Annotated in this window: 18 protein-coding genes; 8 read left to right on the plus strand and 10 right to left on the minus strand. The window is 68.6% G+C overall.

Annotated elements, in window-relative coordinates; genetic code table 11:
* Window positions 1-51: 51 nt before the first annotated feature.
* Window positions 52-1,008 (plus strand): helix-turn-helix transcriptional regulator, encoded by a 957-nt coding sequence (locus AORI_RS47730; RefSeq protein ID WP_016331737.1) that lies wholly within the window; start codon window positions 52-54, stop codon window positions 1,006-1,008.
* Here AORI_RS47730 and AORI_RS47735 read toward each other — a convergent pair.
* Window positions 1,005-2,666, minus strand: coding sequence for a sulfatase-like hydrolase/transferase (locus AORI_RS47735; RefSeq protein WP_016331738.1), 1,662 nt, complete (start codon window positions 2,664-2,666; stop codon window positions 1,005-1,007). The genes AORI_RS47730 and AORI_RS47735 overlap by 4 nt on opposite strands.
* A gap of 63 nt (window positions 2,667-2,729) precedes the next feature.
* Window positions 2,730-3,869 carry a PucR family transcriptional regulator gene (locus AORI_RS47740; protein ID WP_043847930.1) on the minus strand — a complete coding sequence of 380 codons (1,140 nt, stop codon included), beginning with the start codon at window positions 3,867-3,869 and terminating at the stop codon, window positions 2,730-2,732.
* 144 nt (window positions 3,870-4,013) lie between these two features.
* Here AORI_RS47740 and AORI_RS47745 point away from each other — a divergent pair, with 144 nt between their 5' ends.
* From AORI_RS47745 to htpG, 4 genes are read left to right on the plus strand one after another with little or no spacing between them, the layout of a single operon-like run.
* The gene (locus tag AORI_RS47745) at window positions 4,014-5,237 is read left to right on the plus strand and encodes a YncE family protein (RefSeq protein ID WP_016331740.1); all 1,224 of its coding nucleotides are present in this window, start codon (window positions 4,014-4,016) and stop codon (window positions 5,235-5,237) included.
* Entirely contained in the window at window positions 5,234-5,848 is a 615-nt protein-coding gene (locus AORI_RS47750) for a hypothetical protein (protein WP_016331741.1), read from the plus strand. The genes AORI_RS47745 and AORI_RS47750 overlap by 4 nt, the downstream gene beginning before the upstream one ends.
* Window positions 5,849-5,897: 49 nt before the next feature.
* Window positions 5,898-7,484 (plus strand): alkaline phosphatase D family protein, encoded by a 1,587-nt coding sequence (locus AORI_RS47755; protein WP_016331742.1) that lies wholly within the window; start codon window positions 5,898-5,900, stop codon window positions 7,482-7,484.
* 29 nt (window positions 7,485-7,513) lie between these two features.
* On the plus strand, window positions 7,514-9,379 hold the full coding sequence (htpG, locus tag AORI_RS47760; RefSeq protein ID WP_016331743.1) for a molecular chaperone HtpG: 1,866 nt from the start codon (window positions 7,514-7,516) through the stop codon (window positions 9,377-9,379).
* Between the two features lie 351 nt (window positions 9,380-9,730).
* Here the strand turns inward: htpG and AORI_RS47765 are convergent, their stop codons facing one another.
* The 8 genes from AORI_RS47765 to AORI_RS47800 form a co-directional block, all read right to left on the minus strand.
* Complete coding sequence (locus AORI_RS47765; protein WP_016331744.1) at window positions 9,731-11,746, minus strand: iron ABC transporter permease; 2,016 nt, start codon at window positions 11,744-11,746, stop codon at window positions 9,731-9,733.
* Entirely contained in the window at window positions 11,746-12,723 is a 978-nt protein-coding gene (locus AORI_RS47770) for an ABC transporter substrate-binding protein (RefSeq protein WP_016331745.1), read from the minus strand. Before AORI_RS47770 ends, AORI_RS47765 begins: the two co-directional genes overlap by 1 nt.
* Before the next feature lie 17 nt (window positions 12,724-12,740).
* Complete coding sequence (locus AORI_RS47775; protein ID WP_016331746.1) at window positions 12,741-13,556, minus strand: ABC transporter ATP-binding protein; 816 nt, start codon at window positions 13,554-13,556, stop codon at window positions 12,741-12,743.
* A 72-nt stretch (window positions 13,557-13,628) separates the two neighbouring features.
* Entirely contained in the window at window positions 13,629-14,501 is an 873-nt protein-coding gene (locus tag AORI_RS47780; protein ID WP_016331747.1) for a metal ABC transporter permease, read from the minus strand.
* The gene (locus tag AORI_RS47785) at window positions 14,498-15,241 is read right to left on the minus strand and encodes a metal ABC transporter ATP-binding protein (protein ID WP_016331748.1); all 744 of its coding nucleotides are present in this window, start codon (window positions 15,239-15,241) and stop codon (window positions 14,498-14,500) included. The genes AORI_RS47780 and AORI_RS47785 overlap by 4 nt, the downstream gene beginning before the upstream one ends.
* On the minus strand, window positions 15,238-16,152 hold the full coding sequence (locus AORI_RS47790; protein ID WP_016331749.1) for a metal ABC transporter substrate-binding protein: 915 nt from the start codon (window positions 16,150-16,152) through the stop codon (window positions 15,238-15,240). The genes AORI_RS47785 and AORI_RS47790 overlap by 4 nt, the downstream gene beginning before the upstream one ends.
* Window positions 16,153-16,200: 48 nt before the next feature.
* Complete coding sequence (locus AORI_RS47795; RefSeq protein WP_016331750.1) at window positions 16,201-18,300, minus strand: (Fe-S)-binding protein; 2,100 nt, start codon at window positions 18,298-18,300, stop codon at window positions 16,201-16,203.
* A 23-nt stretch (window positions 18,301-18,323) separates the two neighbouring features.
* Window positions 18,324-18,761 carry a hypothetical protein gene (locus AORI_RS47800; RefSeq protein ID WP_016331751.1) on the minus strand — a complete coding sequence of 146 codons (438 nt, stop codon included), beginning with the start codon at window positions 18,759-18,761 and terminating at the stop codon, window positions 18,324-18,326.
* A gap of 300 nt (window positions 18,762-19,061) precedes the next feature.
* Here AORI_RS47800 and AORI_RS47805 point away from each other — a divergent pair, with 300 nt between their 5' ends.
* The 3 genes from AORI_RS47805 to AORI_RS47815 all read left to right on the plus strand — a co-directional run bounded on the left by AORI_RS47805 (window position 19,062) and on the right by AORI_RS47815 (window position 26,553).
* Window positions 19,062-19,646 (plus strand): hypothetical protein, encoded by a 585-nt coding sequence (locus tag AORI_RS47805; protein ID WP_016331752.1) that lies wholly within the window; start codon window positions 19,062-19,064, stop codon window positions 19,644-19,646.
* Between the two features lie 80 nt (window positions 19,647-19,726).
* The gene (locus AORI_RS47810; protein WP_228688311.1) at window positions 19,727-21,673 is read left to right on the plus strand and encodes a flotillin family protein; all 1,947 of its coding nucleotides are present in this window, start codon (window positions 19,727-19,729) and stop codon (window positions 21,671-21,673) included.
* The gene (locus AORI_RS47815; RefSeq protein ID WP_016331754.1) at window positions 21,670-26,553 is read left to right on the plus strand and encodes a DNA repair ATPase; all 4,884 of its coding nucleotides are present in this window, start codon (window positions 21,670-21,672) and stop codon (window positions 26,551-26,553) included. The genes AORI_RS47810 and AORI_RS47815 overlap by 4 nt, the downstream gene beginning before the upstream one ends.
* Window positions 26,554-26,601 lie beyond the last annotated feature (48 nt).

Raw genomic sequence — 26,601 nt, forward strand, 5'->3', positions numbered from 1 at the left:
TAGAGTCTCATTAGGAACATCCCGTTCCTAATGGAGGAGCAGTCTGAAGAAATGTTGGAAACTTCGGCACGATTACTCCGTTTGCTCTCTCTTCTGCAGACTCCCCGTGACTGGACCGGCACCGAACTGGCGGAACGCCTGGAGGTCAGCGCCCGCACCATCCGCAACGACGTCGAGCGCCTGCGCGCGCTCGGCTACCCGGTGGACGCGACCCGCGGCTCCGTCGGCGGCTACCGGCTCGGCGCGGGCGCCGATCTGCCGCCGCTGCTGCTGGACGACGAGGAGGCCGTCGCGGTCGCGATCGGCCTGCGCACCGCGGCCGGCGGCACCATCGCGGGCGTGGAGGAGACGTCGTTGCGCGCGCTCGCCAAGCTGGAGCAGGTGCTCCCGTCCCGGTTGCGGCGCCGCGTGAACACCCTGCAGGCGTACACGGTCCCGGTGCCGAGGGACGACCCCGGCCCGCGTGTCGCCGCCGAGACGCTCACCGTGCTGACGGCCTGCTGCCGGGATCATGAGGTCCTTCGGTTCGGCTACCGGACGCACGACGGTTCGGAAAGCCTCCGCAAGGTCGAGCCGTATCGCCTGGTGAACTGGGGACGCCGCTGGTATCTGGTCGCCTGGGACCTCGACCGCGGCGACTGGCGCACCTTCCGCGTCGACAGGCTGACCCCGCGCGTCCCGACCGGCCCGCGGTTCACCGCGCGCGAACTGCCCGAGGACGTCACCGACCGCGTGCGGCGCGGGGTGTCGTCCGCCGCCTGGCGATACCGTGCCGACGTCACCGTGCACGCGTCCGCCGAAGAGGTGACCGCGCGGATCAACCCGGCCGTCGGGACGGTGGAGGCCGTCGACGCGAACACCTGCGTCCTGCACACCGGCGCGGACAGCATCGAGACGATGGCCGTCCACTTAGGACTCCTCAACGCCCCTTTCCGAGTCACCGAACCCCCGCAATTGGTCGACTACTTGCGCGAGCTGGCCGACCGGTATCGCGACGCCACCGGCTAGCGGGCGAAAGTGGTCAGGAACCGGTCCCGGAACGTGTCCATTCGCCACACCGGCGCGTTCCGGTCCGGGTTCAGGCCGTCCTGCCAGTGCCACGCCGCGACCTTGTCGAGCACGGCCTCGTCCCGCGTGACCACGGTGATCGGGACGTCGTGATCCGCGCCCGCGCCGGCGACGATCGGGTTCGGCTGATGGTCGCCCAGGAACACGAGCACGAGGTCGTCGTCGCCGTACGTCTCCACGTACGAAATGAGCGATTCCAGCGAATACGCGATCGAGTCGCCGTACGCGCCGCGCACCTTGGCGGGGTCGGTGAAGACCTCTTCGGGCGTTTTCCCTTGTGAGGGCATGGGGTCGTAGACGGATCCGTCGCCGACGGCGGCCCAGTCGATCATGCGGGGGAGCGGCGTCCACGGCCAGTGACTGGTGACGAGGTCGATCTCCGCCATCAGTGGCGGACGGTCCGGCTTCGCGCGTTCGGCGCGCTGGAAAGCCGAAAGCGTGAACTGGTCCGGCATCGTGGCGTAGGAGAACCGCGGGCCGTGATACCCGATGTTCCGTGAGTCGTAGTAGCGGTCGTAGCCGTAGACCTTGCCCTCCGGCCAGTCCTCGGTGTGCGCGGGAACGACGCCGACGGTTTCCCAGCCCGCGCGCTTGAACGCACCGCCGAGGGTGAATCGGTCGGTCTTCACGAAGTCGTCGTAGCGGTGCTGGCTGTCGACCCACACCCCGGACTGGAACGTGGAATGCGCCAGCCAGCTGCCCGCGCTCGTCGTCGGCGACGTCAGGAACGCGCTGCGCGAGCCGTAGCCGGCGTTCTTCAGCCGCGCCGTCCCGGCGTCGAGGACCGCGTCGACCTTGGGCGCGATGTCCGAGTCCTGCACGGCCACCCGGCCGTAGCTCTCGATGAAGGTGAACAGCACATCCTTGCCGCGCAACGCGTTCAACAGTCCGGAAGACGGCGTGCCACGGAAGGTGTCGACGGCGACTTCCTCGGCGAAGGCCTGCCTGTCCCGGATTCCGGCCCGAACCTGGCGGAGGTCGTCGTAGGCGAAGGCGACCGCGCTGCGCGAAGCGAGAGGCTGCCCCGGAGCGAGCTGCGCGCCGGAGACCGCGCACACCATCCAGACCACACTGAGCACGGCCGTCACCCTGGCCGACGCCGTGCGCCGTCCGGCCACCACCCGGCTCAACCGCAGCACGGCCAGCGCCATCAGCACGATCACCACCGCCGCGAGCAGCGTCAGCCCGGCGAACGACGCGATCGCGCCGGCCCGGCCGATCGACGTGCCGAGCAGATCGACGCCGTTGCCGAGCACACCCCAGTCGAAAACCGGGTTGAACGGCCGGTTCAGCGCGAGCCCGAAACCGATGTCGATGGCCTTGAACACGGTCAGCAGGCCGAGGAGCGCGCCCGCCGAAACCGCGACGGTCCGCCGGGCGCCGTCGCGCAGCATGAGCACCACCGCCACCCCGAGCAGCGCCTCCACCGGCAACCGCACGAACGCCTCGGGGGTCAGCGTGTCGAGGTCGTCCGGCGCGAGCAGGGCGAACAGCACGAGGACGGCGGACAGGGTGGTCGCCGCGCTGGACGCGATCTCGCGGGCGGACGTCCGGTCGCCCGGCAGGCCAACCAGCGCGGGGCGCGTGAAAACCGACAAGGCGGGATTCCTTCCGGGTGGAGAAGCCTTCATCGGGTTACACGCGCGACGGACCCCGGCGGTTCAGCCCGAGCGCCAGGTGCGCAGCGCCCACCACCAGCCGACGGTGTGCCGCACGTGCGTACCGCCGTCGTCTTCCGGCGGGTCGAGCGACGCACCGGTGATCTCGCCGAGGCGGGCGAGCCGGTACCGCACGGTGTTCGCGTGGACGTGCAGCGCGGCGGCCGTCTGGTCGAGCCGCCGCCCGTGGTCGAGGTAGGCCAGCGCGGTCGAGACGAGCTGCTCGTGGAAGGGATCGCCCGGCGTCAGCGCGCTCAGCAGGGTGTCACCGAGCAGCGCCGCGAGCCCCGGCTGGGCGGCGAGCGCGGTCTCGACGGCCAGATCGGCCACCGCGTGCAGACCGCGGGACCGCGCGGCCGTCGGCAGCGCCATCACGCACAGCGCGTGCATCCCGCGGACCTCCGCGAGCGGGACGGCGGGGGAGACCACCATGAGGACGTCGTCGCCGAGCGCCGACGGAGCGGGAAGCCGCGGCGCCAGCCCGGTCAGCCGCCCGTCGACCAGGCCGAAGACGCCGCCTGTCGCGCCGAGCCGTCGTTCGACGACCCGCGCCTGGTACGGATCGCCGACGTCGGAGAGCAGGCAGTGATAGCGCCCGCCAGGGTTCAGCCCGGCGTTCGCGACCTCCTCGGCCGAGGGCGCCGTCGTGTCGCCGCCCAGCAACCGCCGCAGCACCCGGGCGCGGCTGTCGTGCACCGTCCGGGAGAGTTCGAGTTCGGCCTCGTGATACCCGGCGATGACCTGCCGTTCGAGCGCGCGCGTGTTCCGGTCGAAGTCGACCAGCGCCGCCAGCATGACGTCGTCCGGTACCCCGGCGGCCTTGCCGCGCTCGACGGCGATTTCGACCGCGCGGCTGCGGCCCGCCTGCACCCCGCGCAGCAGCGCGGCGAGCGGCACGCCCTGCGCGGCCCGGTCCGCGCCGAGGACGGCGGCCGCGGCGTAGTCCTGCTCCCCGGCGCCGCCCGGCCGGTCGAAGGAGGCGAGTCCGGCGGCGAGCACGATCGCGACGTGCCGCCGGTTCTCGCTCACCGGCAGGGTCGCGACTTCCGGCGACTCCGTGCGGGCCGCCCGGACCACCTCGTCGACGACATCGGCGTCGGCGGCCATCGTGGCCAGCACGTCGTGGAGCGACCGGTGCGCCATCGCCACCGCCTTCCCGCGCGGATTGTGCCCGGTGCACAACGAAGCCGGCGGTCCTTGGCGACCGTCCCCTACCGAGGGTGTCCGGCCGGTTGGTTTCCTGTGAGCTACCGAAAGGTAACAGGCCCTCGCCGAAAGGTGCGCGTGATGCGGAAACGCCGGTTGCTGGCCACCGTCCTCGTGACCTGCCTCGCCGCGGCACTGGGCTCGGCGCCCGCCGCCGCGGAAGACGGCCTGCGGCAGGTGCTGTTCGTGGGCAACAACTGGGAGGGGACCGCGGACGTCATCGCGCCCTCCGGCGACTACGCGAAGATCGCGCGCGTGAACATGGTGCCGGACAAGGACGAACGGCTCACCGAGATCTACCTGAACCCGATCAAGCTCGCGTTCTTCCTCGGTATCCGCAACGGTGTCGGCGAGGGACACGACCAGCTCGTCGACGATCTCTACACCACTCCGGACGGCCGCGCGGTGGTCGCGTCGCGCCCGAGTTTCGCCGACGTCGTGTCGATCGACCTCGCCACCGGCCGCGTCAACTGGCGGTTCCCGGTGTCGGGTTTCCGCTCCGACCACATGGCCGTGTCGCCGGACGGCCGCAGCATCGCGGTGTCGGCCTCGACGTCGAACACCGTCCATGTGCTCGACATCGAGACCGGGCGGCAGCGCGGCTCGTTCAAGACCGGCGACAAACCGCACGAGAACACCTACACCGACGGCGGCCGGTACCTGTGGAACAGCTCGATCGGTGAGGTGAACACCGCGCTCGACGCGCCGTGGCAGGACTTCACCAAGGGCGACCGGCGGCTCACCGTCGTCGACGCGACCACCTTCCAGCAGGTGAAGGTGATCGACATGCGTGAGCGTTTGGACGCTTTCGGGCGCGGCGATCTCTCCGACGCCGTCCGGCCGGTGGCCTTCACCCCCGACGAGTCGAAGCTGTACTTCCAGGTGTCGTTCTTCAACGGCCTTCTCGAATACGACGTCGCCACCGACCGGATCACGCGATCGAAGACGCTGCCGAAGAACCCGGCCACCAGCGAGGACCGCACCACCTGGGTCAACGACTCGCGGCACCACGGGCTCTCGATGAGCCCGGCGGGCGACAAGCTCTGCGTCGCCGGGACGATGGACGACTACGCGACCATTGTGGACCGCGCGAGCCTGCGGGAGGCGCAGCTCGTGACGGCGGCGAAGCCGTACTGGGCGACCGTGAGCGGCGACGGAAGGCATTGCGTCATCTCGGAAAGCGGTTCGGACCAGGTGACGGCGATCGACTTCGCGACCGGCGCGAAGGTGAAGTCCGTCCCGGTCGGTGACCACCCGCAGCGGATCCGGATCGGCCACGTGCGTACCGGTAGCCTGCGCGGGTGAGCGAAGAGATCTGGGCCGCACTCGGTGCGACATCCCTCGCGGAGGTACGACGGCGTGCGGCGGTGATCGACGCGGTCACCGAAATCGAGCCGATCGAGGTCGACGGCGCGGTGCGGTACGCCTGGAACAACGGTGGCGGCGAGTCGGCGGTCTGGTACTTCACCCCGGACGGACGAGCGCTGCTGCTGACCTTCGACCACGAGTCGGAGCTGAACCTGTTCGCCGAGGGCGACTACTCGGTGCAGGAGGCGCTGTACCGCGGCGTCCCCGAAGACCTCGTCGCGCTCGTGCGGGACCAGCCCGAGAACTACGAGTCGTTGAACCTCGTCGCCGAATCGGGGGCGATGATCCTCTACGCCGGCGGTGTGTTCTGGTTCGACGGGGAGCGATGGCGGCAGGGCGAGGGTTTCCTCGACCACTGTCGCGAAGAAGGCCTGGATCCGCTCAGCGAGTCGGGATTCACCTACTGCCTCGGCGACTACCGGTTCGGCGAGGAGTTCACGCCCGAGGCGATCGTCGGAGACCGTGCCGCCGACGGCTGGTACGAGGACGACGCCGAGCGGGAGAAGGCGCTGGCCGAGGTCCGGGAGATCTTCGCGCGGCTCGGCTGAGACGCCGCTCAGCGCACGATCATGGCTCCGCTGTGGCACCGTTTCGGGAATGAGCCTGCGCCTGGGTCCGCTGCTGCGTCACGTCGACGAGACGTCGGCGACGGTATGGGTCGAGACCGCCACCGCGAGTGAGGTCGAAGTCCTCGGTGTCACGGCGAGGACGTTCGAGATCCGCGGCCACCACTACGCGCTGCTGGTCCTGACCGGTCTCGAACCGGGCTCGTGCCACGAGTACGAGGTGCGCGTGGACGGCGAAAAGGCATGGCCGCCGGAGGATTCCGGCTTCCCGCCCAGCCGCATCCGCACCCTGCCCCGGAACGAGTCCCGGGTCCGGCTCGTGTTCGGCTCCTGCCGCAAACCGCACGACGGCGACGTCTTCGGCCCGGACGCGCTGGCCGCGTATGCCCACCGGATGGCCGCGGGCGAGGAAACCGAGTGGCCGCAAGCGTTGCTGATGCTGGGCGATCAGGTCTACGCCGACGAGACCACCGACGAGACGCAGGAATGGCTGAAGCGGCGTCGCGACACGTCGAAACCACCGGGCACGGAAGTGACGGATTTCGAGGAGTACACCCACCTCTACCTCGAAGCCTGGGGCGAGCCGGTGATCCGCTGGCTGCTGTCCACGGTGCCGACGTCGATGATCTTCGACGACCACGACGTCCGTGACGACTGGAACACCTCCCACACCTGGCGGCAGCAGATGCGCGCGCAGCCGTGGTGGCGGGAGCGCCTGCGCGGGGCGATCATGTCGTACTGGGTCTACCAGCACCTCGGGAACCTCGGCCCCGCCGAACTCGCCGAGGACCCGACCTTCCAGAAAGCCATCGCCTCCGGCGGGGACAACGCCGGCCTGCTCACCGAATTCGCCGACGAGGCCGACGACGACCGCGACGGCACCAAGGGCGCGCGCTGGAGTTACCGCCGCGACTTCGGCGGCGTGCGGCTGCTGGTCATCGACAGCCGGGCGGGGCGGATCCTGGTGGGCGGCGCCCGGTGCATGGTGGACGACGACGAGTTCGACTGGATCGAGGAGAACGCCGCCGCGCCGTGCGACCACCTGCTCATCGGCTCCTCGCTGCCGTGGCTGCTGCCGCCGGTGATCTCCCACCTGCAATCGCTGAACGAGCGTGCCTGTGCCCGTCCCGGGTGGCGGGGACGGCTCGCGGAGAAGATCCGGCAGGCGGGCGACCTCGAACACTGGGCGTCGTTCCGCGCGTCGTTCGACCGGCTCGCGGCGATGATCGCGCGCGAGGGCCGCCGGGACGATCCGCCCGCCACCATCGCGGTGCTCTCCGGCGACGTCCACCACGCCTACATCGCCGAGGCGCGGTATCCGGAGCCGGTGGCGTCGGCGGTGTACCAGCTCACCTGCTCGCCGGTGCACAACGCGATGCCGCGGCCGCTCAGGCTGGCTTTCGGCGCCACCTGGTCGGCCCGGCTGGCGTCGCCGGCGCGCCGCTGGGCGGAACGCGGCGGCGTCGCGCCCCTTCCCCTCGACTGGCGGAAGACGTCGGGACCGCATTTCGGCAATGTCATCGCGACCGTCGAGACCGACGGCCGGTCAGCCGTCACGACGATCGAGCAGGCCACTGGCGAGGGGCTCACCGAGGTGGCGAGGCAGAGGCTGGCCTGAGCCCGTTCCACGCTGGGTAATATCGGCCCGTGACAACCTCTGCCGAAACACTCGAGTTCCAGTCGGAGGCACGTCAGCTGCTTCAGCTGATGATCCACTCGATCTACTCGAACAAGGACACCTTCCTGCGGGAACTGGTGTCCAACGCCTCCGACGCACTGGACAAACTCCGCCTCGAAGCGTTCCGCGACAAGGAACTCCAGGCGGACACCGACGATCTCCACATCGAGATCGCGACCGACCCCGAAAACCGCACCCTCACCGTGCGGGACAACGGAATCGGGATGAGCCGGGACGACGTCGTGGCGCTGATCGGCACGATCGCGAAGTCCGGCACCGCCGAATTCCTGAAGAAACTGAAGGAGACCAAGGATTCCGCGGCCTCGCAGGATCTGATCGGCCAATTCGGCATCGGCTTCTACGCCAGCTTCATGGTGGCCGACAAGGTCACGCTGCTGACCCGCCGCGCCGGATCGGACGAGGGCGTCCGCTGGGAGTCCGAGGGTGAGGGCACGTACACCATCGAGACGGTCCCGGACCTGCCGCAGGGCACGTCGGTGATCCTGCACCTCAAGCCCGAGGACGCCGAAGACCAGCTCTTCGACTACACCTCGGCCACGAAGATCAAGCAGATCGTCAAGAAGTACTCGGACTTCATCACCTGGCCCATCCGGATGACCGAAGGCGAAGAGGTCGTCACGGTCAACTCGATGAAGGCACTGTGGGCGCGCCCGTCGTCCGACGTCACCGAGGACGAGTACAACGAGTTCTACAAGCACGTCGCGCACGACTGGAACGACCCGCTGGAGACGATCCGGCTCCAGGCCGAGGGCACCTTCGAGTACCAGGCGCTGCTGTTCCTGCCGGGACACGCGCCGCTCGACCTGTTCATGCGGGAGCGCAAACGCGGCGTCCAGCTGTACGTGAAGCGCGTCTTCATCATGGACGACTGCGAAGCGCTGATGCCGGAGTACCTGCGCTTCGTGAAGGGCGTCGTCGACGCGCAGGACCTTTCACTCAACGTCTCGCGCGAGATCCTGCAGCAGGACCGGCAGATCCAGCTGATCCGCCGTCGCCTGGTCAAGAAGGTGCTGTCGACGGTCAAGACCCTGATGGCCGACGAGAACCGCTACAAGTACGACACCTTCTGGAAGGAGTTCGGCCGCGCCGTCAAGGAAGGCCTGCTGGACGACCACGAGAACCGCACCGCGATCCTCGACATCTGCTCGTTCGCCTCGACGAACGACCCGGAGAAGCTCACGTCGCTGCGTGAGTACATCGAGCGGATGAAGGACGGCCAGGAGCACATCTACTACCTGACCGGTGAGTCGCGGCAGAGCATCGAGAACTCCCCGCATCTGGAAGCCTTCCAGGCCAAGGGTTACGAGGTGCTCGTGCTCACCGACCCGATCGACGAGATGTGGGTCGACGCCGTCGCCGGCTACGAGGAGAAGCAGTTCCAGTCGGTCGCGAAGGGCGAGGTCGAACTCGACTCCGACACCACCGACGAGCAGAAGGAAGAGTTCTCCGGGCTGCTGACCTGGCTGACGAAGACGCTCGGGGAGCAGGTCAAGGAGGTCCGGCTTTCGTCGCGGCTGACGACGTCGCCCGCCTGCATCGTCGGCGACACGAACGACGTCACCCCGACGCTGGAGAAGATGTACCGCGCGATGGGCCAGGAGCTGCCGCAGATCAAGCGGATCCTGGAACTGAACCCGGGGCACCCGCTGGTGTCCGGGCTGCGGTCCTCGTTCACCGAGAAGGGCGAGTCCGAGGGGCTCGCGGAGACCGCGGAACTGTTGTACGGCATGGCTTTGCTCGCCGAAGGCGGCGAACTGGCCGACCCCGCGCGCTTCACGAAGCTGCTCGCCACGCACCTCCAGAAGACCCTGTAGTTCCGTGGGCCGAAGGGGCCCTTCACCGCATCGCATGCGGTGAAGGGCCCCTTCAGCCCAGGCGACCCGTGGGGGCCGATCGTGGCCTGAACTGTCCACAAGGGACGCCGAGACTGATTCGATGCCCGATTTGGACGCTTTGTACTGAGGTCGTGAGTGCTAAAGAGGGTTAGAACGACCATCGCCACTCACGACCCCCGGGCAATACTGCGCAAAGTACCCAAATTGGACGCTTTGATCTCGAAAAGTGACCTTTTTGGACAGTCCGGGGACGCTAAGCCTCAGTGGTGAGCCCGCTCGCACCGCCGACTCCACCACGCACCTTCGCCTTCCCGGCATCCTGACGGCTCGCTACGGCCGGGTCTTCCAGAGCACCAGCACGAAGTACGGCGTCCCGACCATCGCGATGACCAGACCCGCCGGGATCTGGGCGGGCGCGATGACCGTCCGCCCCAGCGTGTCCGCGACGCTCACCAGCAGCGCACCGAGCGCCGCGGCCACCGGGACGACCCGCCCGTGCCGTCCACCGACCAGCGAGCGCGCCAGATGCGGTGCGACCAGACCGACGAAGACGACCACGCCGATGGCGGACACCGCCGTGGCCGCCAGGATCCCGGACGCCGCCAGCACCACCAGCCGTGACCGTTCGATGCGCACCCCGAGCACACGCGGAGTGTCCTCGTCGAGGGCGTGCAGGTCGAGTTCCCGGCGCTTGATCCACAGCAGCGGCGTCAGCGCGACGAGCGCGAGCGCGACCGGCACGACCTGCTCCAGCGTGCGGCCGTAGGTCGAACCGGACAGCCAGGTCAGCGCCTTGGCCGAGTTCCACGGGTCGGAGACCACGATCAGCAGCGTGATCAGCGCCATCCCGGCCGACCAGACCGCGATGCCGATGATCACCAGCCGGTCCGAATCCAGCCCCGACCGCCACGCGAGCCCGTAGACCAGCAGGAACACCACGGTCGCGCCGACGCCGGCGGCACCGGCGATCGACCAGGCGCCGACCGCGGGGACGATGGTGATCAGCGTGATCGCGCCGAGCCCGGCGCCCGCGGTGATGCCGAGCAACCCGGGTTCGGCGAGCGGGTTGCGGCTGACCGACTGGATCCCGCAGCCGGACACGGCCAGCGCGGCACCGGCGAGCAGCGCGGCCAGCACCCGCGGAAGGCGCTGGTCCAGCACGAAGGTGAGCGCGGTCCCGGTGTTGCCGGTGACCCAGTTCGCGAGATCGCCGAGCAGCACCAGGCGGTCGCCTAGCATCAGGCCCACCACCGGGACGACAGCGAGGAGACCCACCAGGACGACCGAAATGAGCACGAGCCGCCGGGTCGATCCGGCGACCCCGACCCGCCCGGCCGGAGCGGGACGGCGCGAGCCGCTTCCCCGGCCGCGCCGTGCCAGCCACACCATCACGACGGCGCCGACGATCGTGGTCACCACCCCGGTCGGCACCCGCACGGCGGCGGCCGAGCCCATGATCGCCCGCAGGACGACGTCGGCGCCGAGCACCGTGACAACGCCGACCAGCCCGGAAACCGGCAGCAGGGCACGATGTTTGGCGATCGGCAGCAGCAGCCGCGTGATCACCGGCGCGCTCAGCCCGACGAACCCGACCGGTCCGGCGACGGTCACCGCCGCCGCGGTCAGCGCGACGGTCAGCACGATCGCGGTGACCCGCGTGCGGCGGACGCGCAGGCCGAGCACGGTCGCGTTGTCGTCGCCGAGGGCGAGGATGTCGAGCCTGCCGCCCATCGCGATGAGCGCCACCACGGCGATCACCACGATCGGCGTCATCTGGGCGGTCGCGCGCAGGTCGGCCACCGTCAGTGAACCGCTGCCCCAGGCGAACAGCCCGCTCGTCTCCTCCTCGAACAGGAGCAGCAGCAGGACGGTCACCGACTGGAGCGCCAGCAGCATCGCCGAACCGACGAGCACCAGCCGCGGGCTCGCGGCACCGCCGCCCGCGAGACCGAGGACGACGACGGCCGCGGCGAGCCCGCCCACGAACGCCGCCCCGCCCACCGGCACGAGCGGCAGCGAGAGCCCGAACGCGGAGATGGCGACCACGGCGAAATGCGCGCCCGCGTTGACCGCGAGCGTGTCCGGCGAGGCGAGCGGATTCCGTGCCACGGACTGCATTCCCGCGCCCGCGACACCGAGCGCGATCCCGAGCAGCAACGCGGCGAGCAGCCGGGGGACGCGCGCACCTTCCAGCACCGCGAGGGTTTGCGCGTCGCCCTGGCCGAAGATCGCCTTCACCACGTCCAGCGGACCGGACGTCGAAGTGCCCTGGGTCAGGTGGATGCCGGCGAGGACGGCGATGAGTACCACCAGCCCCGCCGACACCGCGATGGTGCGGGCACGCATCAGGTCGTGACTGCCTTCACGATCTGGTCGGCGGTCATGATGATCGACTTCGGTCCGCCGAAGGTCCAGGTGCCCGCGTCGAGCTTGTGGATCTTCTTCGACACCACGAACGGCAGCCGCTGGTAGACGGCGTTCTGCGCGAGCCCGGTGGTGAAGACGTCTTCCTCGGAAGCGCTGTAGAACAGGACGGTCTTCGGGTCGGTGATCGCGGTCAGGCCCTCGACGTCGGTCTGGCCGAGCCCCCACTGCGGGTCGACCTTGCCGGTCCAGGCGTTCTTCAGGCCGACGGCCTCGGCGGTGTCGGAGACCAGGGAACCCTTGCCGAACGGGCGGATGCTGACGGTGCTGCCTTCGAGGTAGCCGTCGGCCATCAGGAACGGGGTGCCCGCGGCGCCCTTGGCCTCGACGGCCTTCTTGCCCTCGGCGAGTTTGGCGTCCATTTCGGACAGTTGCTTGTCCGCCTCGGCCTCCTTGCCGACCGTTTTGGCGATCAGCTTGAAGTCCTCGCGCAGGCGGTCGAAGTTCCGGCTCGCGTCACTGGACTTGGTCACCACGACCGGCACGTACTTCTCGATCTGCGGGACCAGCGTCGAGTCGCGCTCGTCGGCGATGATGACGACGTCGGGGTTCAGCCCCACGATCGCGTCGACGCTGGGCTCGTTGCGTTTGCCGACGTCCTTGACCTCCGGGGTCAGGGGAGCGGCCTTGTCCCAGACGTTGTAGCCCGCGACGTCCGCGGCGCCGACCGGCATGACACCGAGCGACGCGACCATCTCGGCCTCGCCCCACTCCAGCGCGACCACGCGCTTCGCCGGGGCCTTGAGGGTGACGGCCTTGCCGCGCGCGTCGGTCACCGTGACCGGTCCGCTCGCGGCGGCGGATTCGCTCGGCGCGGCCGCGGTGTTCTCCGTGGTGCCGCACGCGGACAACAGCAGGGCCGTCGCCGCGACGAGGGCGGCAGGGGTCAGCAAACGCATGGTTCTTCCTGGATTTCTCAGGCGGGCCTGGGCGAATGCCGCCCGAGTGGCCTGCAGTGGATCGCGCCCGTCACCGGGTCGTTCGCGACGTGGACGGTGACGCCGTAGGCCTGGGAGAGGTGCTCGGAGGTGAGCACCTGCCCGATGTCACCCGTGGCCACGATGGTTCCCTCGCTCAGCAGGACGACCTCGTCGGCGATGATCGCCGCGTGGTCGAGGTCGTGCAGCACCACGCCGACCGCGACGCCTTCGTTGGCCAGATCGCGGACGACGTCGAGGATCTCGACCTGATAGCGCAGGTCGAGATGGTTGGTGGGCTCGTCGAGCAGCAGCACCGAGGTCTGCTGCGCGAGGCAGGAAGCGAGCCAGACGCGCTGGAGCTCGCCGCCGGAGAGCTCGTCGACACCGCGTTCGGCCATCGCCGTCACGCCGGTGAGCTCCATCGCGCGGCGGATCGCGGCGGCGCCGTCGATGTCGACCCCGCGCCAGCCGGAGCGGTACGGGTACCGGCCGTAGGAGACGACGTCGCGCACGGAGACCCCGCTCGGGGTGGGCCGGTGCTGCGTCAGCAGCGTGACCTGACGGGCGAATTCCTTGCCGGACAACGCGTTGCCGCCCCAGACGGCGCGCTCTCCGAGCCGGACGCCGCCCTCGCGGGGCTTGTGCAGCCGCGCCAGCGAACGCAGGAGCGTCGACTTGCCGGAGCCGTTCGGCCCGACCAGCGCGGTCACCGTGCCGGCGCGCAAGGACAGGGACACCCCGTCCACCACGGCCCGCTCTTGGTGCGCGAGCACCAGGTCATGGCCGGTGAGCAGCGCGTCTTCCGTAGACATGAGGGGAGCCTAACCTAAGAGGCGGTCCAGACCCATGTCACGAGAGACACAGAGCGCGGGGTGATTGTCCGGTTACGCCGCCGCCCGTGCCGTCTCCCGGCGACGCTTGGCCAGCCGCTTCCCGACGATCCCGTGCCGCGGCCCGAACAGGTACACCAGCGTGAACCCGGCGCCCTGCACCAGCACGATCATCCCGCCGGACGCGGTGTCGAGGTGGTAGCTCAGGTACAGCCCGGCCACCGCCGCGAGCACCGAGAACGACGGCGCGATCACCAGCATGCGGCCGAACCGGTCGGTCAGCAGGTACGCCGTCGCGCCGGGGATGATCAGCATCGCCACCACCAGGATCACGCCGACCACCTGCAGCGCCACCACCGCCGTCAGCGCGAGCAGGCCGAGCAGCGCGGCGCCGAGTACGCGCGGGTTGAGCCCGATCGCGTGCGCGTGCGTGGGATCGAAGGCGTACAAGGTGAAATCGCGGCGTTTGAGCACCAGCACGGTGAGTGTGATCGCGCCGAGGACGCCGATCTGGATCAGATCGGAGGTGTCGACGCCGAGCAGGTTGCCGAAGATGATGTGGTTCAGGTCGGTCTGGCTCGGCGTCACCGAGATCAGCACCAGCCCGAGCGCGAACAGCGTGGTGAACACGATGCCGATCGCGGCGTCCTCCTTGACCCGGCTGGTGTCCCGGACGACGCCGATCAGCGCCACGGCGAGGAAACCGAAGACCACGGCGCCCAGCGCGAAGGGCGCGCCGAGGACGTACGCGAGCACGACGCCGGGCAGTACCGCGTGCGAGACCGCGTCACCCATCAGCGACCAGCCGATCAGCACCAGCCAGCAGGAGAGCACCGCGCAGACCGCGGACGCGACGACCGTGGACGCCAGCGCCCGCACCATGAAGTCGTAGCTCAGTGGTTCGAGGAACAGGTCGTAGAGACTCACGCGGGTTCTTCTTCCCGTTGCAGGACGTCGAGTCCGAAGGCCAGCGCGAGGTTCTCGGGGCGGAGCACCTCGCCGGGGGAGCCGTGCGCGAGCACCTTGCGCATCAGCAGGATCGCCTCGTCGGCCAGGCCGGGCAGCGCGTGCAGATCGTGGGTGGAGATCAGGACCGCGGCGCCGCCGGCCGCGAGTTCCTTGAGCAGCCGGGTGATCGTGGCCTCGGAGCGCTTGTCCACGCCGGCGAACGGCTCGTCCAGCAGCAGGACACGTGCGCCCTGCGCGATCCCGCGCGCGACGAACGCGCGCTTGCGCTGCCCACCGGACAGCTGGCCGATCTGGCGTCCGGCGAGGTCGGTCAGTTCGACCCGCTCCAGCGCGTGGTCGACGGCTTCGTGGTCAGCGCGACGCGGACGGCGGGTGAAGCCGAGCCGTCCGTAGCGGCCGGTCATCACGACATCCCGCACGGACAACGGGAACGACCAGTCGACGTCCTCACTCTGCGGCACGTACCCGATCACGCCGGTCTTACGCGCGCGGACGGGGGTGCCGCCGTCGATCGAGACCGTGCCGGCGTCCGGCCGGACCATGCCCATGATCGTCTTGAACAGCGTCGACTTGCCGGAACCGTTCATCCCGACCAGCCCGCAGACGCGGCCGTGGTCGAGGGTGACGTCGACACCGTCGAGCGCGAGGACGTCGCCATAGTGGACGGTGACGCCTTCGACGCGGATCGCGGCCGTCACGGTTTCGCCCCGGTGAGCGCGGCGACGATCGTCTTCGAGTCGTGGCGGATGAGGTCGAGGTACGTCGGCACCGGACCTTCCGGCCCGGACAGGGAATCGACGAAGAGCACGCCGCCGAACGCGGCCCCCGTCGCGGAGACGACCTGCTGCATCGGGGCGTCGGAGACGGTCGACTCGCAGAACACCGCGGGGACCTTGTTCTCCTTGACGAACTCGATGGCGCGGGTGATCTGCTGCGGGGTCGCCTGCTGTTCGGCGTTGACCGCCCAGATGTACCGCTCGGTGAGACCGGTGTCGCGCGCGAGGTAGGAGAAGGCGCCTTCGCAGGTCACCAGGGCGCGTTCGTTCTTCGGCAGGGTGCTCAGCGCGTTCGTCATCTCGTCCTGCACCTCCTGCAGTTTCGCCTTGTAGGCATCGCCGTTGGCCTTGAACACGGCGGCGTCGCCGGAGGAGAGCTCGCTGAACGCCTTCACCATGTTGTCCACGTAGATACCCACATTTTTCGGGGACATCCACGCGTGCGGGTTCGGCTTTCCCTGATAGGCGTCTTCGCCGATGGCGATGGGCTGGACGCCCTCGCTGACGACCTTGTGCGGAGCGTCGCTCTCCTTGACGAACCGGGCGAACCACGCCTCCAGGTTCAGTCCGTTGTCGAGGATCAAGTCGGCCTTCGCGGCCTTCTTGATGTCGTCCGGCGTGGGCTCGTAGCCGTGGATCTCCGCGCCGGGTTTGGTGATCGACTCGACCTTCAGCTTGTCGCCCGCGACGTTCGAGGCGATGTCCGCCAGCACCGTGAACGTCGTCAGCACCACGGGCCGCTTGTCGTCCGTGCTGTCGGCGGGACCGCCGCACGCGGACAGGACGAGTGCCGACGCCGCCAGCGCGCACACGGTCTTGCGCAGATTCGCCATTCCGCGAGTCTAGAGTTCGGCGTGCCGAACTTCCAACTCACGTGTGCCTTAAATCTCGGTCGCGGTCCGGTCCCGCTCCCGTACGGACTCCAGCAGTAGCTGGGAAACGTCGCGCACGGTGACGTTCTCGCCACGCTTTTCGCTCTGCCGCTGCACGAGGCCGTCGTTCAGCATCACGCGGCAGAACGGGCAGCCGGTGACGATCGTTTCGGCGTCCGTGCCGAGCGCTTCGTCGACGCGTTCGAGGTTGATGCGCTTGCCGATCTGCTCCTCCATCCACATCCGCGCGCCACCGGCGCCGCAGCACAGCGAGCGGTCCGCGTGCCGGGGCATCTCGCTGAGCGTCGCGCCGGTCGCGCCGACGAGCTCGCGGGGCGGCTCGTAGACCTTGTTGTGGCGGCCGAGGTAGCACGGGTCGTGGTAGGTCACCGGGCCGGCGTCGACCGGTTTGACCGGCGTCAGCTTGCCCGCGCGGACGAGCCGGTTCAGCAGTTGCGTGTGGTGCAGGACCTCGTAATGCCCGTCCAGTTGCGGGTACTCGCGGCCGAGGGTGTTGAGACAGTGCGGGCAGGTGGTGACGATCTTGCGCGTACCCGGTTCGCGGCCCTCGAACACCGCGTTTAGCGTCTCGACGGTCTGCTGCGCGAGCATCTGGAAGAGGAACTCGTTGCCGGAGCGGCGGGCGGGGTCCCCGGTGCACGACTCGTCGGTGCCGAGGATCGTGTACTTCACCCCGGCCAGATGCAGGAGTTCCGCCGTGGCGCGGACGGTCTTGCGGGCGTTGTCGTCGAACGCGCCCGCGCACCCGACCCAGTAGACGTACTCGACGTCGTCGGCGAGTTCACCGTCGAAGACCGGCACCTCGAAGCCGAGGTCCTTCGTCCAGGCGAGCCGGTCGGAGTTGTTCTGGCCCCAGGGATTCCCCTTGGTTTCGAGGTTCTTGAACAGCACGCCGAGCTCGCTCGGGAAGGCGGACTCGATCATCACCTGGTAGCGGCGCATGTCGACGACGTGGTCCACGTGCTCGATGTCGACCGGGCACTGCTCGACGCAGGCGCCGCAGGTGGTGCACGACCACAGCACGTCCGGGTCGATCACGCCGCCGTCGTCCTGGGGGCCGACGAGCGGACGTCCTTCGGGGGCTTCCTTCCCCTCCAGGATGTACGGCGCCTTCTCGAAGAGGTGATCTCGCAGATCCATGATCAACAGCTTGGGGGACAACGGTTTCCCGGTGTTCCACGCCGGACACTGCGACTGGCAGCGGCCGCATTCGGTGCACGTGGCGAAGTCGAGCATGCCCTTCCAGGTGAAGTCCTCGATCTTGCCGCGGCCGAACGTGTCGTCCTCGCCCGGGTCCTCGAAGTCGATCGGCTTGCCGCCGGATTCCATCGGCAGCAGCGGGCCGAGCGCGTCCGGGAGCCGTTTCGCAGTGACGTTGACCGGCGCCAGGAAGATGTGCAGATGCTTGGAGTAGAGCACGATCGACAGGAACGCCAGCATCACGCCGATGTGCAGCAGCAGCCCGACGGTCTCCAGCGGCTCGGTGACCGAGGCGCCCAGTGGCTCCAGGAGTTCGCCCACGCCGAGCGAGACCCACGCGCCCGACTCGTACGGGAAGACGCCCACCGCCGCCGACGCGCCACGGAAGAGGAACATCGTCCAGATCACGTTGAAGATCATGAACAGGATCAGCCAGGCGCCGCCGGTGTGCGAGCCGAAGAATCGCGACGCGCGCTCTTTCCGTTCGGGTGCTTGGCGGATCCGGATGACCGCGAAGACCGCGAGCGAGACGAGCACCGCGACCGCGATGAAGTCCTGAAGGAAACCCAGTACCGCCCAGTGCCCGATGAGCGGGATGTGGAAGTCGTGGTCGAACAGGGCACCGTACGCCTCGACGTAGACCGAGCCGAGGATCACGAATCCCCAGAAGGTGAACAGGTGCGCGAGCCCGGGGACGGACCATTTGAGCAGTTTGCGCTGTCCGAAGACCTCGGCCAGATGCGTTTTCGCGCGGACGGCCATGACGTCGGAGCGTTTCTCGTCCGGCTGGCCGGACCGGATCAGTTTGTAGAGCCAGACGGCGCGACGGGCGGCGAAGGCGAGGCCGGCGACGGTGATGAGCAGGCCGAGGATGAGACGAACGAGCACGAGTCCTCCGGGGGAGAATCGGCTCAGTGAGAGCCGGTGTAGTACCGGCACGCCTTGCAGGCGTACCGCATTTTGGCCACTCGCCACCGTTTTCGGTAGGCCTCGAGATTTCCCGGCCGTGGCGGATGCACGCCGAGCCTGCGGTGACGGCGGATCCGCCGTCCCGTTTCGAAGAGTTCGGTCGCCAGGCCGAGATAGGCGCGTCTGAGCGCGATCCCCGGCTCCGCGGCGAGGTTGTCCCGGCAGAATCGGTGCAGCAGCGCGAGATCGGGGAGACCGGGGGAGGTCACGCCGGGGAGGTGTTCGACGACACCGAGGCCGGGATGTCCGGCGGGCACGGAGAATCTCGTGGGAAGTCCACAGTGGACACAGGTGAGCGTGCAACTCAGGCAGCGGGTGACGTGGCGGATCCGCCGTTCGCGCTGATCCTCGTCGATCGTCTCGCGAACGTGCCAACCCAATGGAGCCTCCCAAGACCGTGGTGTGTCCTGTGTCACTCTCAATACTGGAGAGTAGGGCTCGCCCCGACGGTGCGACAGGTCCAACCGGATGGCTTCCGGGCGGCCGGTCGGCGTAACCCCGGCGGTTGGTCGTCGGTACAGGTGGTCGTGAGTGGCGATTCGGGTTCTAACCCGAATCGCCACTCACGACCAGCCGCACGCTTCCGCACACCGTGACCCAGTCGTAGCCGAAAACGGCCCGCCGGGCGTCACGCGCTGGTTATAGTCCTGACCCGGGGTAATGGGGAGGGAACGACGGCGATGGGCGGGTTCGTCACCGCGGCTTTGGGGTTCCCGGCCGTGCTCTTCAGCTTCTTGCTGATCGTGGTGATCGGCTACTGGCTGCTGGCACTGCTCGGTGCCGTCGACGTCGACGACTTCGACGGCGGCGACGGGCTCCTGGCGGGCTTCGGCGGCGTCCCACTGTCCATTTCGCTCTCTTTGCTGATCGCATTCACCTGGTTCGCCAGCCTGGCAGGGACGGTTCTACTCGATGACCTTGAGCTTTCGACACCATCGAGGATCGGGCTCGGGGCCGGCGTGCTCGTCGTCGCGCTCGTGCTCGGCACACTCGGGACGAGGGTGATCGTGGTGCCGCTACGTCGCGTCTTCGGTCCCGCGAGGGAACCGAGCAGGAAGGACTTCGTCGGCCGGGCCGCGGTCATCCGCACCTCGTCGGTCACGCACGACTTCGGCCAGGCCGAAGTCGCCGCCGCCGACGGGTCGACGGCCATTGTGGACGTTCGGCAGGCGGGTCAAGGCAACCTGACGGCGGGCAGCCGCGTAGTTCTCTATGACTACGACTCCGAACGCGAGTTCTTCTGGGTCGAGTCTTTGGACATCTGAAGCAGAAAAGGAACACTATGGGTGCCATCAGCGTGGGGGCCGGCGTTCTGATCGCCGTGGTAGTTGTCATCCTCCTGGTCTTGCTCTTCACGATCACCAGGTTGTTCAAGAAGGTGCCGCAGGGTAAGGCACTGATCATCTCGAAGGTCCGCCGCGTCGACGTGACGTTCACCGGCGCGATCGTCCTGCCTGTGCTGCACAAGGCCGAGATCATGGACACCTCGGTCAAGGCCATGGAGATCACCCGGACCGGCCGCGAGGGCCTGATCTGCCGGGACAACATCCGCGCCGACATCCGGATCTCGTTCTTCGTGCGGGTCAACAAGACCGTCGAGGACGTGATCAAGGTCGCGCAGGCCATCGGCACCGAACGCGCCAGCGACGAGGCGACCCTGCAGGAGCTGTTCAACGCCAAGTTCTCCGAGGCGTTGAAAACCGTCGGCAAGCAGCTGGACTTCGTGGATCTCTACACCAAACGCCACGAATTCCGCGATCAGATCATCCGCGTCATCGGCACCGACCTCAACGGGTACAGCCTGGAGGACGCGGCCATCGACTACCTCGAGCAGACGCCGATGGCGCAGCTCGACTCCGCGAACATCCTCGACGCGCAGGGTATCCGCAAGATCACCGAGCTGACCGCGATCGAGCACGTGCGCACCAACGAGTTCCGCCGCAGCGAGGAAAAAGAGATCACCCGCCAGAACGTGGACGCCAAGGAGGCGATCCTCGAACTGGAGCGGCGGCAGGCCGACGCCGAGATCAAGCAGCGCCGCGAGGTCGAGACCATGCGGGCGCGCGAAGAGGCGGAGATCGCCAAGGTGCAGGCGGAGGAGCGGCTCAAGTCGCAGGCCGCCGGCCTGCGCACCGACGAGCAGCTCGGCATCCAGCACCAGAACCAGCAGCGTGAGATCGAGGTCGCGGGCAAGAACCGCGAACGCGTGATCGCCATCGAGACCGAGCGCATCGAGAAGGACCGCCTGCTCGAGGTCATCGGCCGCGAACGCGAGACCGAGCTGTCCCGTATCGCCAAGGACAAGGAGGTCGAGACCGAGAAGCGCTCCATCGCCGAGGTCATCCGCGAGCGGATCGCGGTCGAGAAGACCGTGGCGGAGCAGGAAGAGAACATCAAGAAGCTCCGCGTCGTCGAAGAGGCGCAGCGCCAGCGCGAGGCCACCATCATCCGGGCCGAAGGCGAGGCGCAGGAGAATCTCGTCAAGGACATCAAGGCCGCGGAAGCCGCCGAGGCGGCCGCCAAGCACAAGGCCCGCGAGGAGCTGACGCTGGCCGAGGCGCGCCAGCAGGCCGCCGAGCTGGAGACCAGGGCGAAGATCCGCCTGGCCGAGGGCATCCAGGCCGAGGAGGCCGCCGCCGGGCTGGCCGCGGCGCAGGTCAAGGAACGCGACGCCGACGCGCTGGAGAAGGTCGGCCGCGCCGAGGCCATCGTCGAACGCGAGAAGGCGATCGTCCTCGCCGACGCGATGCGCGACAAGCTCAAGGGCGAGGCCGAAGGTCTCACCGAGAAGGCCGCCGCGATGGCCGCGCTCGACAGCGCCAGCCGCGAGCACGAGGAGTACCGCCTGCGCCTGGAGGCCGAGAAGGAGATCCGGCTCGCCGCGCTCAACGTGCAGCGCGAGGTCGCCGAGGCACAGGCCACGGTGCTGGGCATCGGGCTGGAGAAGGCCGACATCGACATCGTCGGCGGCGAGACGATGTTCTTCGAGAAGGTCATCGGCTCGATCGGGGCGGGCAAGAGCGTGGACGGGTTCGTCGAGCACTCGGACGTCGTCCAGACCCTCGGGAAGGCCTGGCTCGACGGCTCGGGCAGCTTCACCGACGACCTGACGAAACTGGTCGGCTCGGTGAGCACGGAGGACGTGAAGAACCTGACGCTGTCGGCCTTCCTGGCCAAGCAGCTGCAGGCGGGCGGCCCGGACAGCGGCAAGGTGCAGGAGCTGCTGGCCATGGCGCAGCGGCTCGGCCTGGCTGACACGTCCGTCGCCACCCTCGCCCCCGCGAAGCAGTGACGACGACCGAACCGGCGGCAGGAACGGAGCAGCTGGACGCGGGCACCTACGAGGTGCTCCGCGCCCGGCTCGCCGCACAGGCCGCCGAGCTGGCAAAACGCGCGGACGAGCTCAACACCGCGCGGCTCGGGGTCTTCGGCAGCGCGCAGCTCGCGCTGATCGGCACGGAGCGGATCCGCACCGAGAACAACTGCGTGCCGCGGGACGTCGTGTCGGTCGGCGGGCGGATGTTGTTCGGCTACAACGTCTTCATCGGCCTCAAGCCCGAGACGACGGTCGACGACGTCTTCTCGCTGCACGGCTTCAGTCATGACGAACAGGCCTTCCGCTTCGACGACGTGCCGGCCGAAGAACTGCCGGGGCTGCTGCGCGACGAGCAGTTCGTCCGCGATTTCGCCGAGCTGTACCGGTACTACCGGCAGGCGAAGCTGCTGCAGCTGCGGCGGGTCGAGGGCAAACTGCTCGCGGTGTTCCAGATCGGCCCGCGGACCGAGGACATCCGCGTGCTGCGCTGGGGCGTGGCCGCCGACGGCAAGGTGTCCTATGTGGACAGCCGGGGCGAACGCGACCACGTCTTCCCGCCGTCGCACGACTTCGAATGGATCGAGACCGGCCGCGAACAGCACGTCCTCGGGCGGCATCCGCATATCTCGATCGAGGACGAGGTGTTCGTCGAGACCGTCGGCGGCAACCTGACGATCAAGGTCGAGAACAACACCGAAACCGGCGAGGGCGTCTACTCCGAACCGGTCGACGAGCCGCTGCAGAGCCTGGCCGACGCCGAGGTGTCCTACGCCAGGATCGGCCCGCTGATCCTGCTGCGGATACTGCCGTACAAGGAGACCGAGTACCGGTACCTGGTGTTCAACACCCGCACCCGGAGCGTGGTGCGCCTCGACGGGATCGGGCAGGCGTGCCAGCGGCTGCCCGAGGACCACGGGATCATCTTCCCCGGCGGCTACTACCTCGACACGGGTGTCAGCAAGACGTTCGACACCACCGTGGACGAGCTCGAATTCGAGCGCGTGATCCGCTCGCCCAACGGGGAGGACGTGCTCTACGTCTTCCACGCGCGGGCCGAGGGCCGATCGCTGCTCCTGCCGTACAACGTGATCCGCAAAGAGGTCTCGAACCCGATCCCGTGCCACGGGTACTCGCTGTTCGACGACGGCACGATGGTGCTGTTCCGCGCGTTGTCCGACGAGCCGAGCCGCGTGCACCCGATGCAGGTGTGGCGGACGCCGTTCCAGTCGGATACGTACGCCGCGTCGCAGCCGGCCGGGACGGGGCCGCTGGAGCGGGTCGGCAACGCCGATCTGGTCCGCGGCATCTCCGACTGTCTCTCCATCGGCCGGATGGTCGAGGAGATGGCGCCGTCGGCGGCGGTGTTCGAGGCGCTGATCGCCGCGTGCGCGCGGGTCTTCGACCACTATCACTGGCTCGGCGAGGCCGAACTCGGCGATCTGCGGTCGCCGCTGTCGGACGTCCGGGTCACCGCCGAGCAGGTGCTCGACGAATTCGAGACGGTCACCTCGCTCACCGCGCAGGCGGCAGAAGCCGTCGAGGAAGCGGCCGCCGAGACCGCGTCATTGGTGCGGAAGGTCCGTGGCGAGGCGCTGAACGCGGCCGACGCGTGGGTGCGACGGCTCGCGGAAATGCATCGCGCGCGCGGACATCTCGTCACTGTGCGGGAACTGCGGTACGTCGACACCGAACGGGTCGACAAGCTGATCGCCGATCTCGACGGAAATTTCAGCGAAGCGGCGCAGCGGGCCGTCCGCTTCCTGCAGGGCGAAGACGCGTTCACGAGCTATCACGCCGAGGTCGACGGCCTCATCGAGGCGGCGGGCACGATCTCCACCGTCGCCGAGGCGGTTCCGGTCGCCGAGCAGCTGGACGAGCAGTCCGGCGGGCTCGAAGTCCTCACCGACGTCGTCGGCGGGCTGGAGATCGCGGACGCCGTGGTGCGCACGAAGATCCTCGAACGCGTCGGCGAGGTCATCGGCGCGGTCAACCGGGCTCGCGCGACGCTCGACGCGCGCCGCAAGGAACTGCTGGAGACCGAGGGCCGGGCCGAGTTCGCCGCCGAGTTCGCGCTGCTCGCGCAGGCCATCACCGGCGGGCTCGCGGTCGCGGACACACCGGACCGTTGCGACGAGCAGCTCGGCAGATTGCTGCTGCAGCTGGAAAACCTCGAATCGAGGTTCGGGGAGTTCGACGACTTCCTGGCGTCGCTCGGCGAAAAGCGCACCGACGTCTACGAGGCGTTCTCCTCGCGCAAGCAGGCGCTGCTCGACGAGCGGGCGCGACGCGCGGACAGGCTGGTCGATTCGGCCGAGCGGATCCTCACGAGCGTGACCCGCAGGGTCGGCACACTCGGCTCGGTCGACGAGATCAACACCTACTTCGCCTCCGACCCGATGGTCGCGAAGCTGCGCAGCGTCGTCGCCGAACTGCGTGACCTCGGTGACCAGGTGCGTGCCGAGGAGCTCGAAGGCCGCGTCAAGGCCGCGCGCCAGGAAGCCGGTCGCGCGCTGCGCGACCGGCTGGATCTCTACGGCGAGGGTGGCGAGACGATCCGCCTGGGCCGCAACACCTTCGCGGTCAACACGCAGGACATCGACCTCACCCTGGTGCCGCACGACGGCGGGATGAAGTTCGCCATCACCGGCACCGACTACCGTTCGCCGGTGCGGGATTCCGCGTTCGAGGAGACGCGGCCGTACTGGGATCAGCTGCTGGTCTCGGAGTCGGCCGAGGTCTACCGCGCCGAGTATCTGGCGACGTCGATCCTGGCCGAACAGCCCGACCTGCCGGACGTCGATCTGCTGGATGTCGTCCGGCGCGCGGCGGGGGATCGGTACGACGAGGGTTACGCGCGTGGCGTACACGACCACGACGCCGCCGCGATCCTGTCGGCCTTGGTGCGTCTGCGGTCCGCCGCCGGGCTGCTGCGCTATCCGCCCGCCGCCAGGGCCGCGGCTCAGCTGTTCTGGGCTTTCGGTGCCGAAGAAGCGGCGAAGTCCGCCTGGACCACGCGTTCCGCGTCGCTCGCGCGGGTGCGGGAGGCGTTCGGGCACGCCCCGGCGATCGACGCGCTGGCGCGGGAACTCACCGAGGCGATGACCGCGTTCGCGACGTCGTCCGGGCTCTCGCTGGAACTCGAACTCGCCGGCGAATACCTCTTCGAAGAACTGGCCGACGCGTCGCCGGGGTTCGTCACCAGCGGTGGCGCGCGGACGCTGCTCGACAAGTTCCGGCTGGATCGCCGGAGCTTCGCCGAAGATCTGCGTGCGCTCGAAGACCTCGCCGATCGTCACCAGCTCGCGGAGGCTTGGCTGCGGTCCTTTGTGGACTCCGCCGGTCTGCCGGACGACGAGCTGGCGGAGGCCGTCGCGATCGAACTGGCCGACTTGCCGCGCTACGACTCTTCGGCCGAGCTTTCGGCCACTGTGGACGGTCTGCTCGGCTCGCATCCGCGGATCGTCAACCGGTCGCTGACCCTGCGGCTCGACGAGACACTCGCCAGGACACGGCGTTTCCGGCGTGACCGCGTTCCGGGTTTCCGCGCGTACCAACGGTTGCGCAACGACCTGGTGGCGGCCGAACGGGACAGGCTGCGGCTGTCGGAGTACAAGCCGAAGGTGATGAGCGCCTTCGTGCGCAACAGGCTGCTCGACGAGGTCTACTTGCCGCTGATCGGCGACAACCTCGCCAAACAGCTCGGCGCGACGGGCGACGCGCGGCGTACCGACCAGTCCGGTCTGCTGCTGCTCATCTCGCCGCCTGGCTACGGCAAGACGACCCTCATGGAGTACGTCGCGAGCCGTCTCGGGCTGGTGTTCGTGAAGGTGAACGGGCCGGCGCTCGGGCACGACGTCACGTCGGTGGATCCGGCGGACGCGCCCAACGCGACGGCGCGGCAAGAGGTCGAGAAGATCTCGTTCGCGCTGGAGCAGGGCAACAACGTGCTGCTGTATCTGGACGACATCCAGCACACCTCACCCGAACTGCTGCAGAAGTTCATCTCGCTGTGCGACGCGCAGCGGCGGATGGAAGGCGTGTGGGAGGGCCGGACGCGGACTTATGACCTGCGGGGCAAACGGTTCGCGGTCTGCATGGCCGGAAACCCGTACACCGAGCAGGGCAAGCGGTTCCGGATCCCGGACATGCTCGCCAACCGCGCGGACGTGTGGAACCTCGGCGATGTGCTCTCGGGCAAGGAAGAACTGTTCGCGCTGAGCTACATCGAAAACTCGCTCACCGCCAATACCGTGCTGGCCCCACTGGTCTCACGGGAACGGTCCGATGTGGACGTTCTGGTACGGCTGGCCCGCGGCGACGGTTCGGCGCGGGCGGATCAGCTGAAACACGCGTACTCGGCGACCGAACTGGAGCAGATCCTCGCCGTGCTGCGGAAACTGATCAAGGTGCAGCGGATCGTCCTGACGAACAACCAAGCGTACATCGCTTCCGCGGCGCAGGCGGACGCTTCCCGGGTCGAACCGCCGTTCCAGCTTCAAGGCTCGTACCGCAACATGAACAAACTCGCCGGCCGCATCGTGCCCGCGATGAACGACGCGGAGCTGGAAGCGCTGATCGACGACCACTACGCCGGCGAAGCGCAGACGCTGACCTCGGGCGCCGAAGCCAACCTGTTGAAGCTGGCCGAACTCCGCGGACGGCTGAGCCCTTCGGACGCGCAACGGTGGGCGGATGTGAAGGCGGCTTACCTGCGTGCGCAGGCACTGGGCGGCGACGACGAAGACCCCATGAGCCGGGCTGTCGGCGCTGTGGGTTTGCTGGCGGACCGGGTGGGCGCGGTCGAGGCGGCTATCGAGCGCGCTTCGGAGCGGATGGTCGTGCGGGATGTGATGTAGGGGTTTCTTGGGTTCGACCGAGGTATTGCCGAAAATCGGCAATACCTC

Origin of the sequence: Amycolatopsis keratiniphila, from assembly GCF_000400635.2 — a bacterium.
Classification (GTDB): Bacteria; Actinomycetota; Actinomycetes; order Mycobacteriales; family Pseudonocardiaceae; genus Amycolatopsis; species Amycolatopsis keratiniphila.

Excerpts from the sequence above, each read along its gene's own strand:
- AORI_RS47730 (WP_016331737.1), top strand. The coding sequence starts at position 52 with ATGTTGGAAACTTCGGCACGATTACTCCGTTTGCTCTCTCTTCTGCAG.
- AORI_RS47740 (WP_043847930.1), bottom strand. The coding sequence starts at position 3,869 with ATGGCGCACCGGTCGCTCCACGACGTGCTGGCCACGATGGCCGCCGAC.
- AORI_RS47745 (WP_016331740.1), top strand. The coding sequence starts at position 4,014 with ATGCGGAAACGCCGGTTGCTGGCCACCGTCCTCGTGACCTGCCTCGCC.
- AORI_RS47755 (WP_016331742.1), top strand. The coding sequence starts at position 5,898 with ATGAGCCTGCGCCTGGGTCCGCTGCTGCGTCACGTCGACGAGACGTCG.
- AORI_RS47765 (WP_016331744.1), bottom strand. The coding sequence starts at position 11,746 with ATGCGTGCCCGCACCATCGCGGTGTCGGCGGGGCTGGTGGTACTCATC.
- AORI_RS47770 (WP_016331745.1), bottom strand. The coding sequence starts at position 12,723 with ATGCGTTTGCTGACCCCTGCCGCCCTCGTCGCGGCGACGGCCCTGCTG.
- AORI_RS47775 (WP_016331746.1), bottom strand. The coding sequence starts at position 13,556 with ATGTCTACGGAAGACGCGCTGCTCACCGGCCATGACCTGGTGCTCGCG.
- AORI_RS47790 (WP_016331749.1), bottom strand. The coding sequence starts at position 16,152 with ATGGCGAATCTGCGCAAGACCGTGTGCGCGCTGGCGGCGTCGGCACTC.
- AORI_RS47805 (WP_016331752.1), top strand. The coding sequence starts at position 19,062 with ATGGGCGGGTTCGTCACCGCGGCTTTGGGGTTCCCGGCCGTGCTCTTC.